Origin of the sequence: Limosilactobacillus viscerum (genome assembly GCF_947387525.1) — a bacterium.
In the GTDB taxonomy this organism is placed as follows: Bacteria; Bacillota; Bacilli; order Lactobacillales; family Lactobacillaceae; genus Limosilactobacillus; species Limosilactobacillus viscerum.
Genome location: NZ_CANDNW010000002.1, coordinates 1 through 18,104, shown reverse-complemented (window position 1 = coordinate 18,104; position 18,104 = coordinate 1). Strand labels below are relative to the sequence as shown.

Annotated in this window: 15 protein-coding genes and 1 pseudogene; 1 reads left to right on the top strand and 15 read right to left on the bottom strand. The window is 45.2% G+C overall.

From position 1 onward, the window contains the following. Positions 1-4: 4 nt before the first annotated feature. From QOS07_RS00870 to QOS07_RS00830, 10 genes and pseudogenes are all read right to left on the bottom strand, one after another. A complete protein-coding gene (locus QOS07_RS00870; protein WP_283587135.1) occupies positions 5-1,075 on the bottom strand; it encodes a hypothetical protein in 1,071 nt (356 codons plus the stop codon). Beyond that, positions 1,076-1,123, bottom strand: a complete 48-nt coding sequence (locus QOS07_RS09585; RefSeq protein WP_408613242.1) for a KxYKxGKxW signal peptide domain-containing protein — start codon at positions 1,121-1,123, stop codon at positions 1,076-1,078. It lies immediately after the preceding gene. 433 nt (positions 1,124-1,556) lie between these two features. Continuing rightward, entirely contained in the window at positions 1,557-2,045 is a 489-nt protein-coding gene (locus tag QOS07_RS00865; RefSeq protein ID WP_283587134.1) for a hypothetical protein, read from the bottom strand. Between the two features lie 127 nt (positions 2,046-2,172). Next, a complete protein-coding gene (locus QOS07_RS00860; protein ID WP_283587133.1) occupies positions 2,173-2,544 on the bottom strand; it encodes a hypothetical protein in 372 nt (123 codons plus the stop codon). A 441-nt stretch (positions 2,545-2,985) separates the two neighbouring features. Continuing rightward, positions 2,986-4,995: a beta-galactosidase gene (locus tag QOS07_RS00855; RefSeq protein WP_283587132.1), complete on the bottom strand. Its 2,010-nt coding sequence runs from the start codon at positions 4,993-4,995 to the stop codon at positions 2,986-2,988. A gap of 16 nt (positions 4,996-5,011) precedes the next feature. Continuing rightward, on the bottom strand, positions 5,012-6,937 hold the full coding sequence (locus tag QOS07_RS00850; RefSeq protein ID WP_283587131.1) for a PTS sugar transporter subunit IIA: 1,926 nt from the start codon (positions 6,935-6,937) through the stop codon (positions 5,012-5,014). 165 nt (positions 6,938-7,102) lie between these two features. Continuing rightward, entirely contained in the window at positions 7,103-8,116 is a 1,014-nt protein-coding gene (locus QOS07_RS00845) for a LacI family DNA-binding transcriptional regulator (protein WP_283587130.1), read from the bottom strand. A 110-nt stretch (positions 8,117-8,226) separates the two neighbouring features. Continuing rightward, positions 8,227-9,093: a TrmH family RNA methyltransferase gene (locus QOS07_RS00840; protein WP_283587129.1), complete on the bottom strand. Its 867-nt coding sequence runs from the start codon at positions 9,091-9,093 to the stop codon at positions 8,227-8,229. A 472-nt stretch (positions 9,094-9,565) separates the two neighbouring features. Next, positions 9,566-10,015: pseudogene (locus QOS07_RS00835) on the bottom strand (IS30 family transposase); the annotation flags it as partial. A 74-nt stretch (positions 10,016-10,089) separates the two neighbouring features. Then, on the bottom strand, positions 10,090-10,965 hold the full coding sequence (locus QOS07_RS00830) for a LysR family transcriptional regulator (RefSeq protein ID WP_283587128.1): 876 nt from the start codon (positions 10,963-10,965) through the stop codon (positions 10,090-10,092). Between the two features lie 127 nt (positions 10,966-11,092). Here QOS07_RS00830 and QOS07_RS00825 point away from each other — a divergent pair, with 127 nt between their 5' ends. After that, positions 11,093-12,124: a YeiH family protein gene (locus QOS07_RS00825; protein ID WP_035160040.1), complete on the top strand. Its 1,032-nt coding sequence runs from the start codon at positions 11,093-11,095 to the stop codon at positions 12,122-12,124. An 801-nt stretch (positions 12,125-12,925) separates the two neighbouring features. Here the strand turns inward: QOS07_RS00825 and QOS07_RS00820 are convergent. The 5 genes from QOS07_RS00820 to guaA all read right to left on the bottom strand — a co-directional run bounded on the left by QOS07_RS00820 (position 12,926) and on the right by guaA (position 17,852). Then, positions 12,926-13,183, bottom strand: coding sequence for a hypothetical protein (locus QOS07_RS00820; protein ID WP_098045426.1), 258 nt, complete (start codon positions 13,181-13,183; stop codon positions 12,926-12,928). 32 nt (positions 13,184-13,215) lie between these two features. Continuing rightward, positions 13,216-13,809 carry a hypothetical protein gene (locus QOS07_RS00815; protein ID WP_283587127.1) on the bottom strand — a complete coding sequence of 198 codons (594 nt, stop codon included), beginning with the start codon at positions 13,807-13,809 and terminating at the stop codon, positions 13,216-13,218. A 1-nt stretch (position 13,810) separates the two neighbouring features. Then, positions 13,811-14,818: a relaxase/mobilization nuclease domain-containing protein gene (locus QOS07_RS00810; protein ID WP_390893934.1), complete on the bottom strand. Its 1,008-nt coding sequence runs from the start codon at positions 14,816-14,818 to the stop codon at positions 13,811-13,813. Between the two features lie 148 nt (positions 14,819-14,966). Then, entirely contained in the window at positions 14,967-15,554 is a 588-nt protein-coding gene (gene mobC, locus QOS07_RS00805; RefSeq protein WP_098045429.1) for a plasmid mobilization relaxosome protein MobC, read from the bottom strand. Between the two features lie 744 nt (positions 15,555-16,298). Next, complete coding sequence (gene guaA / locus QOS07_RS00800) at positions 16,299-17,852, bottom strand: glutamine-hydrolyzing GMP synthase (protein WP_283587126.1); 1,554 nt, start codon at positions 17,850-17,852, stop codon at positions 16,299-16,301. Positions 17,853-18,104: the final 252 nt, after the last annotated feature.

Genomic DNA, 18,104 nt, shown 5'->3' with positions numbered 1-18,104 from the left:
GGAGTTAATAAATCAAGGTTTGGGATACAGACCGGTCCCAGTTGTACAAGGTCTTTTCGTAGTACTTGCCGATTTGGAATTGGGCAATCGTCCCGGCGTAGTCCTTACCATTCGCCGTGTTAGCCAGGCCGTTTGGTTGGTTCGTCAGGTAGTAGCCCGGTAGTACTTGCAAGTAGTTATTAACATTAGTGATGGTAAACTTTTGCCCCGTAATCCCATTAACCGGAACGTTAACTGGGAAGCTACTGTTAGTAGTGTAATTACCATTCTTGTCCTTGTAGATGTATTCAATTGCGGGCGCATTATTGTCTGGTGTGATGTCAACCTTGTCAGAATAGTTGGTGTAGTGCTGGTTTCCCAGTCCGTAAACTGGCGTTACACCACGGGTACTCTTAATTGATAAGGAGGCTGGCACACTAATCTGCTTACCATTGAAGCTTAAGCTAAACGGCGCCGTGTTTGAAACCCGGTAACTATTGTTCCGCGTTGGGTTCGTGATGGGTGCACCTGTATTACCTGCGGAAACATCGACGTACGAACCAGATGGAACCACAATTGCCTGGTAGGCCTTATCATACTGGTCGGTTGTTACGTAAAGGTAGTTGGTCCCCTGTGGGTTAACGGGGTCCACGGAAAGGATCAGCCGTGCCTGCTGACCGTTAATGGTTGTATTAGTCAAGTTAACAATTTGGTAAACGTAGTAAGGCTGTCCAGCAGCGTTCCGACCAACCAGTGAAGCCGCCTTAGTTGGGTAATCATTAGGGTTTGTGACCGCAATTTGAGAAGCTTCACGCGGTGTTGCACTCGTTGCTTCATTAGTATTAGCAGTTGAGGTGGCACTAGCTTGCGCCGCCCTGGTTACCGGCGTGGCAGTTTGATTATTGCTTGGCTGGGTTTGCTGTCCCTGATCCTGGTTCGTGCTTGATAACGAAACGGTGTTGGTACTAGTTAATGAACCAGCATTCTGGTCAACCGACTCTTGGCTAGCAGAATCAGTTGTCGATGGTTGCTGCTGCTCATCAGCGTGAGCAACACTAGCGACCCCCAAAACAGCGGCAGAAACCATGGCAGTCATTCACAGTTTCCCTGCTTTAAACATCTTATAGTGGCTTTTACTTTCCATTCGTAATACTCCCTTAATATAAAATAACTTTTAGTGTATTCTTGTTAATTATACTTCAAATGTAATACACTAATTATTCATTTATTATGAATCGAATAATTAGCTGAATCTGTTTTTCAGTGGATAACAATGGAAACACCCTATTTTTAAGACCTAACTAGAAATTTTTATTTTAAAAATAAATTTAATAATCTTTAGGGTAAACAATAACGTTAACTTATTTGAACTCTCAATTTTATTTTCGATAATAAATTAAAAAATTGAGGCTGGAAAGGAATCTCTCCAACCTCAATTTTTATTTTGAATGCTGTAACCGTGAAAAAGCGGCCCCCGCAAGGATAAGCACCGGCCTATCCAATACCAATGCCGGTCTCAAATTCCTCGAGCCTGAAGTTGATTTTCCCGGTTTCAGCTGATTAATCATTTAACTGAATTAACGCCATTTTTGCTGGTGGGTGTGCTTAAAAAGCAGGACCCGTCGTGCAATTGGCTGGGCGATGAGTCCTTCCACCGCAAATGCAATTGCAAAATTACGCGGCCAATTATTAATGTAGGAGTAAAAGGGCGCCATTGAAATATGTAACTGCCCAATCCACGTCCCCACAATTGTCATTAAGGCGGAAATCATGACAACGTGACAAAGAATATCGATGAGGATCTGAGAATTGAAGCTATCATGCGGATTAACGATCTTATTCTTTAGTTTCGTTGCTGGCTCCTGTGCCAAAGCGACAATCACAATTACTGCTAGCCACATGAACGGGATAATCCGTAAAGTCCGCAAATAATGTGCCCAGCTAAAGCCAATTTCTAGCATCGTAATCATTGGTGCGATTAGGTTAACGGAAATGATTGAGACAATTCCCATAAATAATACTGTTTCGACACCATCACGAGGTAATTTCATATAGACTTCTTCCATGAACCAATTCTCCTTTTTGCAAATAAAAATGGTCCAGCGAGACTAGTATTTAGTCTTGCTGAACCATTATACGCAAAAACTTAATAACGAGAGTATAACAAATTTCATCGAAAAAATCTAATGAAAGTTACTTCCGTACGGTTGCGATGGCGCACAAGAAAGCAACCAATGAAATAACAGCCGTAACAATGCCCAACCAGTTAATCGTTGCAAAAGTGAAGATGAAGCCGAGCACACCGGCAATAACACTTAACCATGCAACTGCCATGAAGAGGTTACGGCTATCGCTAACGTCCTTTGCCTGGTGAGCAGCAATTAAGCCGTAGCCGAACAGGCACAGACCAACGACTGCAAATAAGAACTTCCAGGCACCAGGCGTCCCTTGACTAGAATTATTTTCCAGGTATGAAACCATTGAGGCACCACCACCGAAAAGAAAAATTCCAACCAGATTGCACCAGAACAAAATCCAATTAGTCTTATGCAAGCTATTTTCCATTCTAAAGACTTCCTCTCATAAAATAATCAATAGAACAATTGCTACACCCTTACTGCAACACTTTTACCGGACAAAAGTTAAACGATACGTCTATTAGTTCGGACATTCAGCGGCATGTGTCCCATCAAATGTCATTAAGGGTAAACTGGTTCATCAGTTAAAATAAAAACTCTCCCTGGCGTTTGTGCACATAACGCCGGGAGAGAAATGATTAGTTCTCGTATCCATCAACCTCATTTCGCTTTGGTTTACAATTATTAACTATCGATTTTGTAGTTAAAATTATACCAAAAAGCGTTTAACTGTATGATTGTATTTAGGAAAACTTAAAAATAAAGTTGCGGATAATAATTGAGCAAAAGCATTTAACGCAAATAAGGTCCAGATCCCGGTAACCGTGCCGAACTCTGGACCCCCTATTTGTGCTCACTTCTTATTTCATTACTTCGTTAAAATCTCAACATTCCACGCCTGCAACGTTGGCTGGGCAGTTTCCCCAGTCAGCAGGTCATGGTAATCCTTAAACTTGGCTGGTAGCGACCGTGCTTCATTTCGCATGTTCAAAATGAAGTACAGTTCTTGACCATCCTTTGTGACCCGCTTTGTCACTTCAAGGTCACTATCTTCACCAGCAAGGCCGTGCAAGTCACACTGGTCTACTGCATGGTCAATTACCCGCGATAAGCCATCATGGTCCAGGCGGCTACCAACATACCAAGCCATCCCCTTGCCATACTGGTTTTCCGTCACAGCTGGCGTACCGGCATAGAATTCACTTGTGTACTTCGCAAGCGGGGTTGCTCCTTCAGGATGGATAATGTCACACATAAGGTGGGCATCGTATTCATGGTCGCCAAATGCTACCTTCGTACTCTTTCCCGGCACAATTGCATCGCTTTCTTCAACCCACACACCAGTAACATCCTTCAGTGGTCCTGGATAGCCACCAGTGTAAATGTTGTCAGAGGAATCAACCATTCCCGACATAAAGCTGGTCATGAAGTGGCCGCCATCCTTTACGTACCGGCTAATCTTCGTTCCCAGCCCGGGCTTAACCATGTAGAGCACCGGTGCAACTACCAGGTCATACTGGCTAAAGTCATCATCAACGCTGATAACATCGGTTGGAATATTGCGTTCGTAGAATTGGCGGTAGTAGTCAAGGATGATCGGCACGTATTGCAGGTCCTTGGTAATTCCATCAACGTATTCAAATGACCAGAAGTTACTCCAGTCAAAGATAATTGCAACCCGCGCTTGACTATTGGAGCCCTTGATCGTTGGACCTACCTTTTGCAGGTCCTGACCTAACCGGGCAACTTCCTTGAAAGCCCGGGTATCGGTCCGACCAGAATGGGCAATCACCGCTCCGTGGAATTTCTCTGACCCGCCAGTTGCTTGTTTTAACTGGAAGAATTGGACCGTATCGGCACCATGGGCAACGGCCTGTAGCTCAGTCGCCCGCATTTGTCCTGGCCGCTTCAGTGGACTGTACGGCTGCCAGTTAACCTGGGCCGGGGTTGATTCCATCAGCATGAATGGCTGGTGTTTCAACGTCCGCATCAAGTCATACAGGAAGGCCGGGTGGTATGTCGGCATATCGTAAGCCGGGTAACTATCATACGAAATGATGTCCTGGTCCTTTGCCCACGCTTGGTAGTCAACCATCTTGTTAGGCAGGCTATGAAAGTTCGTCGTAACCGGAATGCTTGGCGCGTGCTTTTCAATAATCGCCTTTTCCATCTTGAACAACTTCTGCATACTTTCTGACTGGAAACGAAGGTAGTCGATGGACAACCCCGCAACGATTGTCTCGCTGCCTTCTGGGCCCCAAGCATCGCCTAATTCATTTGGCACCGTGATTTCATCCCAATCATAAATAGTGTGGCTCCAAACGTTCATATTCCAGGCCCGGTTCAAATTATCGAGGGTCTGGTAGCGGTCCTTCAGCCATTGACGAAACGCTGCCGCGCAGTTGTCACAGTAACAATTGCCGCCATATTCATTATTAATATGCCAGGCAACGATATGTGGGTTGTCACCGTAACGGGCAGCTAGTTTTTCAACGAGGTCACTGGCCAAGCGCTGATAGTTGGCACTATTAGGGCAGAAATTGTGCCGCTGGCCAAAGACGTGGCGCCGGCCCTGGTAATCGACCCGGGCAACATCGGGATACTTCTTAAACATCCACGCAGGCATTGCCGCGGTCGAAGTGGCCATTACGATGTCAAAGTCAGCTGCAGATAAGTTCTTCACAATCCGGTCAAGCTTACTAAAGTCATACTTACCTTCTCGTGGTTCAAGTAATGCCCAGGAAAAGACATTAATGGTTGCCGAATTTATATCCGCCTGCTTGAAGACTTTAATGTCCTGGGACCAGGTATCTTCTGGCCATTGTTCAGGGTTATAGTCGCCACCGTATAAGAATCGTGGCAATTCTTTTTTCTTCATAATTGATCGCTTTCTCCTACTTAATTTTGACGGTAGTTACTTCATCCCCATGAGTAACTTCACTACCGTAATTAATTTTAGCAACCTCTTTGACCCGTTGTGGCTGGGTAAAGAAGTTAACCACGGTTGCCTTATAGCCAGCCTGTTTGATCTCGTCACGGTCAAAGTCAAAGAGCAATTGCCCTTTCTTCACTGTTTGCCCATCATCATAGTGGGTAACGAAACCTTCGCCCCGCATATTAACAGTGCCAACTCCAATGTGAACCAGTAATTCTAGGCCATTATCAGAAACAATTCCGAAAGCATGCTTTGTCCCAAAAGTGAAGCAAATCTTACCATCAAATGGAGCGTAAATGTGATCATCCGTTGGTTCGATTGCAAACCCGGTACCAGGGAAGACCTTTCCATCCTGGTCAACCACTGACTCCATTGGTACTAACTTACCATTAACTGGTGCGAAAATCTTTTCCGCCTTCGTGCCGTTATCAGTTGCAGCGGCTGGCTCCAGGTTGTCTTCGCCATTAGCTAATTGGTCCTTCAATTCTTCGACCACTTCAGCGTGCTTCTTTTCACTCAGTGTAACCTTGGTCAAGAAGACCAGAATTGACAAAAGTGCGAATACCAATGGAATGTAGAAGGCCATGCTATCGAAAGTATGAATGTCATGAGCAGTCATGTCAGCTGCCGTAGCAGAACCAGTCATCCCGGCGGCAATAGCAATGTAACCAACTAACCCGTTTGAGATAGCTCCGGTCAGCTTATCAATCATTGGCCGAACCGCTAAGACCACCGCTTCGTTCCGTTGCCCGTTCTTCAATTGACCATATTCAATCGCGTCGGTTAAGGTCAAGACAGTAACCAGTTGGGCAAAATTGATGTTAAAGAGAACTAACCCGAGATCCATCATAAAGATGTTGGAACGGAAGAAGATAAAGATAATGTAGGCCAGTGCCATTGAGACTTGACCAGCAGAAAATAGCCATTTCCGCGGGATAAACTTGTTCAGAACTGGGAATAGTGGACTCGTGCAGAAACCAATAATAGTGGCAATGACACCAACGATCCAGAATTCACCAGGTTTGCCAATAACAAACTTGTAGAGGTAGAACAATACCCCGTTAGTGATAACGTAGGCACATGAGTACAGCAGGTAGGCTAAACTTGGCCATAAAATTTGGTCGTTATGGAAGATGGCAGAGAATACTTCCCGGATCGTGGTTTTATCTTGGGCCGCGTTCCGGATAATATTGTGCTTTTCCTTAGTTCCCAGGCAAACAACCAGGGCACTCAAGAGGGCCACAATCGAGATAATTGCGGCAAAGGCAAACCAGCCGACTGGTCCTTCCTTGTGCTGTCCCGTTGCAAGGTAAGTAAAGTAAGTGACAATTGGGACAACGACAATGGTCAAACCATTCCAACCGATTGTTCCGGCAAAGGCACCAAGTGAGGTGTAAACACCACGTTCTTCGGAATCTTCACTCAGTGCTGGGACCATCCCCCAGTAGGAAACATCGGATAAGGAATAGAAGATATCAAATGAAATAAAAATAATTACAAAGAGAACTGCGAAGAGGACCCAGTTGTGCTTAGCCAAGCCAAAGATTCCCGTAAAGAGGATCAGGAGCAAAGCAACACTGACGATGTTCCCAATCATGATCCACGGCTTAAACTTTCCCCACCGCGTCTTGGTGTTATCAACGATATTCCCCAATAGCGGATCGATAATCAATTCAATAATCCGAACGGCAACAATTAAACCAGTAATTAGTGCAATCAGTTTGTTAGCAACTGATTTTTCCAAACCGTTAAACATGCCCCCGGTGACGAAGATAATGAAGTAAGTACTCATTACCCCGTAAAATGCCGAGTGACCAACATTACCAAAGCAGAAAGATGCTCTTGAGATCCACTGATTGGCTGTTACTTTATGACCCTGTGCCATAAAATAAGACCTCCTAAAATACAATCCAAACGTTATTGCAATCGCTTTCAATAGTTAGTATATACGTTTACTGCTCTTTAGTAAATAATTTATTTTTAAAATAAACTATTTACTAAATGGCCAAATTAAAAAGAATCCCCACGCGCGTAAGGATTCCCTTGGCAATTATTTATCGGTAAAACTTTTCCGAATTACTAAGTCGGTATTGACTGTTAGGTGGACATGCGGGCGCTGTGGATGAAGAATCAAATCTTGCAATAACTTAATTGCCATCCGACTAAGCGTTGCCTGGTTAATGTTATATGACGAAAGTGGTGGTGAAACATAGTGGGCAACTTCACTGTTGTTAATGCTAATAATCGCAACGTCACGGGGAACAATTACGCCCTCCTCGTTAAAGGCTTGAAGGACGCCAACACTAAGCGTATCTGACGCAACGATGAAGGCTTCGGGCATATTGTCACGACAATTATCAAGGACGAGTTTCCCAAGGCGGTAACCATTCTTAACCCCAAATGGCCCCTCCGCAAAAACTGGTGCCTCTTTCAAATGATACATTCCAGAAAATTCGCGAAAGGCGGTCTCCCGGGCATCGGGTTGCTGGACACCATCAACTTTAAGGCCAACTCCACCAATGAAGCCGATCCGCTGATAGCCGGCCTGGCACAATCGTTTGAGCCCATCATAAACGGTTAATTCCAAGTTAGGGCGGACCGAGTCAAAGAGTTCGGGAGCGGGATTAATATCGACAAAAACACCGTTGGGCAACGCATCGTGGAGCTGGTTTAACTTGCTCATCGTTAGTTGATGGGCACCGAGACCGATGAAGCCTTGGTATGATGATGCATGTTTGACTAGGTCATCAATTTGTTCAAAAACGCTGACCTGCATCCCCGCCTCGTCGATTGCCTTCATGACTGCATCCTTGAGGTAGGCAAAGTACTCATCCTGCAGTTGTTCGTCATCGTTGCTTACCCGGTAAAGAAGGGCGATTGTTGGCCGAACTTCCGTACTTCCTGGTCGCTGGTGGTTATCCCAATAGCCGAGCTTAGTAGCAATGGTCATAATTTTGTTCCTGGTGGCCGGCGCGATTGACAAGTTGGGGTCATTGTTTAGCAACCGCGATACCGTTGCCGGTGAATAGCCAGACTTAGCCGCGATTTCTTTAATCGTTGCCATTGTGCATCTCCTTCCTGTTAAAATGGTTATTAATATCATTATACAAAAAAATAGGGTGACTAACAGCAATGCAATTAGTCACTCATGTTTTAGAATGAAAAGTTCCACCATTATTTACTCTTTCGGTTGCCCAATTCCCAAAAAGCCAGGGCTGAAGCGGCGGCGACATTTAATGAATCGACTTCTGGTGCCATCGGAATCTTAATCGTAAAATCACTCTGTTCAATCGTCTTTTCCCTTAGTCCCGGGCCTTCAGAGCCAAGGATAATTGCCAGTTTATCCACCTGCTCCAATTGGGGATCATCGATATTAACGGTATTGTGACGGAGTGCCATTGCCGCGGTTTGGTAGCCTAACTGGTGAAGGAAGTTAATCCCTTCCGACTGCCAAATTTTAGCATCGACATAGGTCCATGGCACTTGGAAGACAGTCCCCATTGACACACGGGAAGCACGACGGTAAAGCGGGTCGGCAGAGTCACTCGTCACAATTACGCCATCGATGCCTAGGGCCGCGGCGGACCGAAAGATTGCCCCGATATTAGCGGGATTAACAACACTTTCGAGAACTGCGATCCGCGGATGGTCAGTTGGCATCGTGGCCAAAAAGCTGGCTAAGTCCGGACGCTTTACGCGGTGCATCGCAGCAAGTGCACCACGTAAAAGATTATAGCCGGATAACTGCTTGAGCAGGCTGCTATTAACGACATAGATTGGTGTTTGGCCAAGCCCCGTTGTTTGATTAGCGGCCATTTCATGGTCCAGGTCAGCTAGGTCATGGTCGAGAGCCTTCTCCTCCACTAAGAGTGAGGCCGGCCGGTAACCTGCACGCAAGGCGCGTTCGATAACCTTGGGGCTCTCTGCGATAAAGAGACCTTGGTTGGGTTCCATTGCGTGAAAAAGCTGGGCCTCATTCAGCCGCACGTAGGGATCCATATTGGCCCCCTCTAGGTCTGTTAAAAAAATTAAGTTATGCATTACTAAATCTACCTTATTAAAAATAATCTGTCTTTATTTTAGAACTTGTCGCCCTAGAATCTATAATAATTAAAAGTAGGCACTACGTAATTTCATTTTACATAGTACCTACTTTTATTATCAAACACTATTGTGCCAATTTAAAACTGGTATCACTCATACTCTTTTGTAGAGGGCCTTGATATATCAGTACTTTAACCGTGATTTAGCTTATACGGTAGAAAACCGGTAGACAACTCGTATTACAATGCCACAAATTGATTACCATTGAAATCAACTAAAGAGTGATCAGGATGTTCAATTTTCCCTATTGCTCCATTCAGCTGGTCAGCGACGGTCCGATTACGTCCACGCCATAATTGAGAATAGTATTTCAGTGTCGTAGTAGGTTTGGCATGACCAAGTCGTTGCGAAACCGCTAAAATATCTACGTTATATTTATGGCAGATTGCAAGAAATAACTTGAACGAATTTAATGACGTAAATTAAGCAGGAAGATCTCGATTGGTGTGCGCCAGTTAAGACATTTAAGTGGCCGGGAATTCAGATACCAATTGATTTGAACCAGCTGGCGATCGCTCAGCTCTTCAATAGCTTGTCCCTTGGGAATAAATCGTCGCAAAACTCGGTTACGGTTCTCATTACTACCGCGTTCATGTGGTGAATAAGCATGGGCAAAATAAACCGGAGTACCAGTTTGCCGTTCAATTGTCTGATAGTTAGCGAACTCTTTACCATGATCCACGGTAAGCGTCTTGAGCTTGTCTTGAAGTTGATTAGCTAGTTCAAGTACGGCTTGAGTCATGGACTGACTGCCGCGGCCATGGAGCCGTTTAACAATTGTCAGGCGACTCTTACGCTCCACAAAATCAGCCAAGCCACCCCAAACGTCAACCACCGTGTCTGCAACATCAAATTGCCCCCTTCTATAAATAGTTCTAGCTTACCGAACGCAACCGGACCTGACCACCGTTGGTCCCCAAGCTTAACCAGAACTTAATTTCTCAGCATTTCCCGTGCGGTCGCCACCATGGGACCAAATTCGGCGGCAAAGGAGCTTTCCTTTAAGTAGATCAAATTCAAGGGATGCTCGAGCGGAAAGCCGGCCAGCGGCAATTCAAACAAATCGCCCCGGGCCAATTCGTTGGCCACCAGGGCCCGGTACATAAAGCTGATCCCGACCCCCTGCTTAAGTAATTCAATGATCGCCGTCGGGCTGCTTAAGGCTAAGGTCTGGCGAAAATCACTCAGCTGGGCGTTGTGCGCCGCCAGCCAGGTCGTCAAAATCTCGCGGGTCCCCGAGCCGGCTTCGCGGACGATCAAAAGCTGGTCAAACAAGGCTGGCAATGTCGCTGGCGCCTCGGCCTGGGCGGTCACGCCGATAAAGGGCGCACTGCCCAACGGGGCGGCGGCAAAGTCCTGCCGCGAATAATTACCCTCGATCAAGGCCGCATCTAATTGACCGGCGAGCAGCTGCTGGGACAGGACAGCGGTATTTTCAATCGTCACTTCCAGCTGGTAGCCGGCCGCGATCACCTTGGCCAGCAGCTGCGGCAGTAAAAAGGCCCCCAGCGAGCGGGTCGCCCCCAAGCGCAACGGCGGGGTCTGGGCCAAGCGGAGCCGCTTTAAGACCGCCTGATTGTCCTGCCCGAGCCGTTTAGCGTAGGCCACTAGTTCCGTGGCCGCCGGCGTTAGCTTGACCCGGCGCCCGTGGTGGACCAACAGCGGGACATCTAGATCGGCCTCCAGGCTGGCCAGCTGCTGGGAGACGGCCGGCTGGGTGATAAAGAGCTGCTGAGCGGCGGCGGTCAACGAGCCGGTCTGCGCCACCACCATTAAGGTCGTCAACCGGTGGTCCAGTAAATTTTCCATCGCCCTGCCCCTTTCATAAGGAAAACTAACTTACAAGAAAGAAATCATAATTTTTATTTATCAGTCTAGCATGGTACATTAAGAATGTAAAAAAATCCGGATGTCAATTCGGAAAGGAGAAAGTGAAATGCTCAAGAAGATATTTAGCTGGCCCTTTGCTTGCGCCGCGCTCTTAACCTTAATTTGTTCGCTGGCCGGCAGCTACCTGGCCACCCTCCCCTACCTCAAGGTGATTGGTGCCTTAGTGATCGCCCTCTTGTTAGGGATGGTGATGCAAGTTGGTCGCCCGGTCCTGGATTACAGCCGGCCGGGAATTGGCCTGATTGCCAACAAGTTCCTGCGTCTCGGAATCATCCTGCTGGGCTTTAAGCTCAATTTGATTGCCCTGGCCCAAGCCGGGATCAAGACGATTGCCCTGGCCGTCGTGGTCGTGACCTTCACGATTTTAGTCACCTACCAGCTCGCCCGCCGCTTCGGGGTCGACCGCCACTTAGCGATCCTGACCGCCAGCGGGACCGGGATCTGCGGGGCCGCCGCTGTGATGGGGATTTCATCGCAATTAACCAGCGATGACGATCCAGCCACCAAGTTGCGCCACCAGGAAAATGAGGTGGTTGCCGTAGCGATCGTGGCGATCCTCGGGACACTCTTTACCCTGATCGAAATCGGGCTAAAGCCACTCTTGCACATGACCGCCCTGCAATTTGGGGTGATGACCGGGGGCAGCCTGCACGAAATCGCCCACGCCGTCGCCGCTGGGAGCGCCGGGGGCCCGGTCAGCCTTGATACGGCGATCATCACCAAGCTTTCGCGGGTCCTGCTCTTGGCCCCAGTCGCGATCTTAGTCGGGATCTGGTACCAAAAGGCGACCCGGCAAGCCAACCCGACCGGTGAAAAGCAGCCGGTGCCGATTCCGTGGTTCATGCTCGGCTTTATCCTGGCCAGCGTGGCCGGCACCTTTATCCCGGGCCTGGCCGCGTTGGTACCAAGTCTGGTCAAATTAGCCTACCTGCTCCTAGGGATGGCAATGGCTGCCTTGGGGATGAACGTGAACTTCTCCGTGCTCTTCACCCGCGGCAAGAACGCCCTCGTGGCCGCCGGAATTTCTTCGGTGTTGCTCTTGATCCTGGTCGCAACTTTGTCCAAGACCTTCTTTTAATCCGTAATTAAACGCTAAAACCGCCGTCTTCCAACTCCCGGAAGGCGGCGGTTTTGTTTAAATCATTCGTCATTATCTGACTTCAACTCCGTAAATTGAGCATCTAATTTAGCAATAATTTGAGCGCGTAACGTTTCGATCCGTTTGGCTACTGATTCCCACATAAATTTAGGGATGTGATTAATTACTTAGAAGAGCATTATTCACGAAAATCCTTATCAGTTAGGATAAAGGAAAATAGGGACACATTCTGTGCCCACCTTGAGAACAAACTCTTTACTGAGGACTCTGTCACGGGCAACGGTTCTGGCTCGTACACCTTCGACCAAATCAAAGCTGAGCAAAACTTGGTTTCTAATTGGGAACTTTTACGAGAAGCGAAATCTGCGCTTAGCACAGATTTCGACCCACTGACTGCTGGTCCGGAAGCTTGCGATGTTTTGATTCGCTGTTACTTACTCCCTGAAGCGATTGACCTTGCACTTCAAAAATTGCTATAATAAAAAGTGCACTGGTAACCACCAATGCACGCAAACCTTTATGAAAGGCCGTGAGATTATTACGGAATTTCTTGGTTGCGCCTCGCTGGTGGTGTATTGCAGTACACTAGAACAAGGGCGCTTTATCCGCTAATCTATCAGCCCAATTGTTGAATATAATATTCAAACTTTAGCTGGTTATATTATAGCATGGATTAGCAACCTTGACGAACCGTTCAGCTTTCGAGCTGGGCGGTTTTTTCTGTTGAGTTATTCTTTAAAGTAATTTCATAATAATGGCTCAACACTTTGTTGGGCCTTTTTATAGTCCTAGGTCATTATCATTATTACGATTTTTACTTGAAGAAGAATTCGTATTTTTAGTTCGTTGCCTTAATTTTTGACGTTGTTCTTGCTTTTCCACTTGCCTAATCATTTTCAGATGTATCTGTATTTGACGTATCCGTTTATTTTCACGTTCTGATTGTGTATTTTTAAGTTCCCATTCAGGAATTTTAGTAACTCTGGTTAAGAGTTCATCTAATTTTGCATCAGAGAAACTGTCCACGTTGAAACTCATTTTTCCTCCCTAATTAATTTCCGATCTAAACCTTACATTAGTAAGATTACGAAGCACATGACAAAAAATTTTGCCCAGCCACCTGGTACTACTGTCACTAATAAGATTGCGAGCATGGCTTCCACGATTAAAAAGTATGATAGCCACTTAAGTTTATGAATACTTTGTTCGAGTTTGGTAACCGCATTTTCGGCCACATCTGCCGATAATTGCGCCGACTCGCTGGCCTTTTGTGCGATATGACGGTCCTTTTTAAAACCATCACTAACTGCCGTTTTGATAACCTCCTGGATAGTATGGCCGGTTAAGGCTTGGAACTCTTGGTACACCGATTTAGTCACATTAGAAGTATCAATCGTGATACCTTGTTGCATCGCTAAAATTAGTTGACGCATTACTGGTACTTGTTGCTGATTAATTGTCTTGGTATAAGTTTGTAAATATCGACCAATCTGATTCAGGTCAGCCAGTTTAGCGATATACTGCTGAGTCTTTTGATCTAAACGATTTTCCCTAAGATTAATGTTAGTTTCTAGTCCATCATATTTTTGACTAAGAGCATCAACGCGCTTGCCCAAGCCATCACCATAACCAATATCGTGCGCATCTGTGACAGTCTGTGTCACCTTAGAGGTCTGGTCCTGAAGCTGTTTTGTGAGACTTTGCTTTTGCTGTAGCAAGTCGTCGTGCAATTTTTGCACGTCTTTTTTGTCGGCTAAGCTCTTCAAGTCGTCGTGACTGGCTTTGTCTTCTATGAGTTTGTCGAGTTTTAAGTCCATCTCTTTGTTCCTGTTCTTCAATTTTGGTGGCTTGGAGTTGATGTTGATTGAATTTGAATTGTTGCTGTTGACGCTGAGATCGTGCTCGGGCATCTGCGGCCATGGTTTTGATTTTTGCAAGTTGTTCGTTTTGTTCATTATTTGTTCGCTCCTCCTGTTTCTGTGCAAAACATTGTTCTAAGTTACTTTTAGTAAAGCTCTGTCCTAGTCCGCGTGTTGATATCACCTCACCGGTTTGTTTTTTCACCCGTTGATAAAAATCCCGAACTTTATATTCTTTTCCATTAATGGTTTGATGATATGTCCAAGCAGTCCCTTTCTTGCGCTCAGTAATCGTAATTCCTTGGGTGCCTAATAGGTGGACAAATTCTCTTAGGGAATCAACCTCATTCTTAACTTGGTTGATTATCTTCTTTAGGCTCTTCTGCCACTGCGAACGCGTCACTATATTATCTATATCTTGTCGTTTCTGTTGTTTAGATATAGGGTTAGTCCAACTATTGCCAGTTACTCGCTGATAGTTAGCTATCATTTCATGATCAAAGTTGGTTCTTAATTTATATATGTTAAAGCGGTTAGTTGGTACTGTACGGCCATTAGGTCTTACGGTATTAAATACAATATGAGCATGTAGCTTACCGCCGTCCCCATCAGCCTGAATGGCGATTACTGATTGTGCATCGGCAAAATGTTGATGAACATAATGTTTGACAAGCATTAAAGCTTGGTTTGCCTGTTCACTCAGGTCAGTAGTATCAAATTCATCGGGTGAAAAAGAGATAATTAATGTTTGTGCTTGGTATTTACGTTTAGGATTATGGGCCTTCTGCAGATTAGCTTTAAATTGCTTTTCCAAATACGCACCATTTTGTGTGTTTGCGATATGTCCATGTTGGTCATGCAGTAGCTTAATATTGAACCCGCTACACGCTAATACTCGCCGCGATGTCTTTTGATAGCTATGGGGTGGTTCCTGAAATAGATATTGCAACCGTCCGTAACTACTACGACACGAGTGCGTTTCGAGAACTGTCATATCTATCATTCGCTTTCTTGAGAAGTCCTACCTTAATTTGAAACTCGTCAATTTTAGAGTGTAACTCTGCTAAAATCCGATTATTCTGAACAAGTTGGTTAGCTACCCAATTCCATAAATCACTATCGGTTAAATCAGCGTTCTCTTGTTCTGCTTGCCCTTTTGCGGTATTCAAAACATGAGCGATTTGATTTAAATTGGTTCCTGATTTGGTCGCCACGTACATAATACCTTCAAGTTGCTGCTGAATATCAGCGTACTGGTCCCGAACTATCTTTAACTCGCTTAATGACTTGGAATTTGTTAACCCACACAATGCTTCAACTAACGGCAACCTACCCTGATTATTTAATTGCTGAACTAAAATTGTAACTGCATCATAGTTGTCATTGTGACACTCATCAGTTGCTTGCATTAATAATTTCTCATCACGAATCATTTGGCGCATTGCCTTTGAGTTACCAGTAAGCCCCAATTCATGCTTCACTTCATCAAAATCCGCCAACTCATCCTCACTTAAACGAGCCTGAATTAACTTATTCTTTAATGGCTTCATTCTCAATAACCTCCTTAGTTTTGCCTAACAGCAAAAGAAATTTTCAGTCTTCGCGTGCTCGCGACAACGACTGACTAAATTTCCGTAATCGTCGGGTCGTATATTTTGGTACCCACCAATAATTAATTGGTAGGTACCAAATTCTTCAAATATATTATATCTCTGATCATATACGACTCGCAAGCAATTAAGTTAGTAATACCAAACGAGTTTGTAATACATAACTAATGCTTGGAGGGGCGCCTTGCTAGCTCCCCTTCACCCTGTCGAGCAATCAGATATTACATTCGAAAATGAGTACCTTGAGATTGCATTCAAGGTCATTTCGAGATTCTATATCTGATTTACTTATGTGTTCGACATAAGTAACAACACCGACCAGCTGAACTTGCCAGCTGGACCAGCAATTTCTTTTTGCATCATCAAAAAGAAACAAAAATGACTACCTTATCAATCAACGATAAGGTAGCCAACAGTTGCTTACTTTGACCAAAACAAGCAAATATTACAAAAATAATAAATTTGGTAGGTAACGGCATAAAAAAATAGAATAACTATCGTTCAAGTTATCCTATCTAATCCCAATGTTTATCTTAAATAGACCTGCCAATTTAATGATTACAATCGCTAATTTTTGGTAGGGTTTTTGGTAGGGAACAACCCAGTTTTTGCTTATTTTTGAATTGGTGCAGTCCCGCTAAAAGCCGTTATACCGGGATTCCTTATCCTAGCGCAAAAGCTGAATTATTCGTATTCGATGGTCGAAGGCGGCTTACTCGTGACATCATAAAGGATCCGGTTAACGTGGTCGACTTCATTTACGATCCGGACGGAAATCTTTTGTAAGACATCCCATGGGATCTTAGCAAAGTCTGCGGTCATCCCATCAATTGAGGTAACCGCCCGGATGCAGACTGCGTAGTCATAAGTCCGGCCATCACCCATGACCCCTACAGAACGAATTCCTGGCAGGACAGTGAAGTATTGCCAAATCTTTTCGTCCAGACCAGCCTTCTTGATTTCATCCCGGAGAATGGCGTCACTTTCCCGGACAATTTCCAGCTTTTCCGGTGTGATTTCGCCAATCACCCGGATCCCTAGACCAGGGCCAGGGAATGGTTGCCGCCATACTAATTCATGCGGAATCCCCAGTTTTTCACCTAGTTCACGGGTTTCATCCTTGAAGAGCTTCCGTAGCGGTTCAATCAGCTTAAAGCCGAGCTTCTTTGGCAGGCCACCAACATTATGGTGCGACTTAATCGTCTGGGCTGTATCGGTCCCAGATTCAATTACGTCCGTGTACAACGTCCCTTGAGCTAGGAAGTCGGCATCCGGAATCTTCTTTGCTTCTTCATTGAAGACTTCGATAAATTCCTTACCAATGATCTTCCGCTTTTTTTCAGGGTCCGTAACGCCCTTTAGCTTGCCCAGGAAGCGTTCTGAAGCATCGACCTTAACGATGTTAACACCAAGGTCACGGTTCAGCGCATTCATTACCTGGTCGGCTTCATTTTTCCGTAACAGACCGTGGTCAACAAAGATACATGTCAATTGGTCACCAATCGCCTTGTGGATCAGCACAGCAGTAACACTTGAGTCTACACCACCAGACAAACCAAGAATTACCTTCTTATCGCCAACTTCTTTTCGAATATGGTCAACTTGCAAGTCGATAAAGTCGTCCATCGTCCAGTTGTCCTTTGCGCCACAAACATCAAAGGCAAAGCGCCGTAAAATATCTAACCCATATTCTGAATTCCGAACTTCAGCGTGGAATTGAATTCCGTAGAATTTCCGCTCATCATCCGCAATTGCCGAAATTGGGCAGTTCTTACTTGTAGCTACGACCTTAAAGCCCGCTGGTGCCTTCGTTACTAAGTCACCATGGCTCATCCAGACATATTGCTTCTTTGGTAATCCCTTAAAGAGCTTGGCATCCTCGTCTAATACTTCAATGTCGGCACGACCATATTCGGAATTATCAGCTTTTTCAACCTTACCGCCAAGGTCATATGACATTAACTGCATCCCATAACAGATCCCCAAAATTGGAATCCCTAACTTAAAAATTGCGGGGTCAACCTTAAAAGCGCCCTCATCATAAACACTGTTCGGGCCACCAGAGAACACAATTCCCTTTGGGTTAATCTTCTTGATTTCGTCCGCCGTAATTTTGTGAGAAAGGAGTTCAGAGTAAACCCCGAAGTCACGAAGGCGGCGGGTAATCAGCTGGTTGTACTGACTACCAAAATCAAGAACAATAATCTTGTCAAATGCATCTAAATTGACGTTTGCCACGTTGCCACTTCCTTCATTGATTTTATTCATTTATTAGCCTAAGTTTACAGGCTAAAAGACGGACGGTCAACCACTGCTGATGATTAATTGTTTCTTTTTTACCATAAAGGGTGGGCAGTGAATCAACGAATAAACTTCACTGCCCACCCTCTTCAGATGGAATATTTATTAGAATGGCAGATTGCAAGAAATAACTTGAACAAATTTAGTAACGCAGATTACGCAAAAAGATCTCAATTGGTGTTCGCCAAT